The 1,046-nt window shown below is 62.7% G+C and carries 1 protein-coding gene; it reads right to left on the bottom strand.

All coding sequences use genetic code 11. The features are described from left to right. The coding region (locus ABZV91_RS32520; RefSeq protein WP_355249540.1) for a winged helix-turn-helix domain-containing protein at positions 1 to 986 on the bottom strand (986 nt) is incomplete at its 3' end. Between the last annotated feature and the right edge of the window lie 60 nt (positions 987 to 1,046).

Genomic DNA, 1,046 nt, shown 5'->3' with positions numbered 1-1,046 from the left:
CGCAACCGCTCGACCATCACAACATCCGCCGCCACGAACAACTCGCCCACCGACTCCACATCGTCGGCATCGGCCACAACACCATCCACCCGCCCCACCGCTTCGGCGGTAATCGCCCCCGCAACCGCGGGATCCCCCACCCCACGAAGCACCCGCCCGAAGACCGCACCGACCACCCGATCCGAAACCGTCGCCGTGCGCCTGAACCGGTAGCCGGAGCCGAAGGTATCGATGAGGCGGGGGCCTTCCTCGCCCAGTTTCTTCCGCAGGTTGGATATCTGCAGATGGAGGCGTACTGGGGTTGGCGAGACGTTATGCCAAACTCTGCTCTCGATCTCTTCCCTCGGCAAGTCGCGACCGGCGTCCGTCATGAGGACCATCAAGAGCTTGAACTCGATCGGTCTCAGATCCACTTCGCGATCGCCGACCCACACCCGTCGGGCACCCGGCGACAACCGAACTCCGCTCTGCTCGATCATCTTCGGATCCGCAGCAACATACGCGTCGACGATCGCCCGGTCGGACGGCAGACCGTCGAAACGCCAGCCCACACGTCTAGGGCTCACGATGCAGGTCTTGGCCTTCAGCTTGTGCCGCAGTCCCCACACCGCGGTATGGATTGCGTCCGATTGCACGGTGGGCCGCCACCGTTTCTTGAAATCTTCCAGCGATACGACGTATCCAGGCCACCGCGTCAATATCGACAACACAATGAATTCGGCGTCACTGAGCGGAATCTCTTCCTCGGCGACCTTTACCCGGTTCGTCGACCGATCCAGTTCGAAGCTACCGATCTTTGTGACTGTTCTACGTTGCGAGCGCGGATACTGCGTGGGTAGTGAATGATCCGCCGGCGCGACGCCGCCTTTCCCTCTTATCGGCGTGCGGGCCGTCACTTCTCCAGCTGCGTCGTCCGCCTGGACGCCTTTCGCCGACGTCGGCATGACCGGCTCACCGCGTTCGGCAACGATGAACTCCGCCAACACACGAACAGCAGACAGCTCGAAAGCCTCGCACTCGGCAACAACCGGGTCCCGCCCCACTTC

Source organism: Nocardia sp. NPDC004568, assembly GCF_040609955.1.
Lineage (GTDB): Bacteria > Actinomycetota > Actinomycetes > Mycobacteriales > Mycobacteriaceae > Nocardia.
The sequence above is the reverse complement of the archived record's forward strand: the minus strand, read 5'-3'. Positions and strand labels throughout refer to the sequence as shown.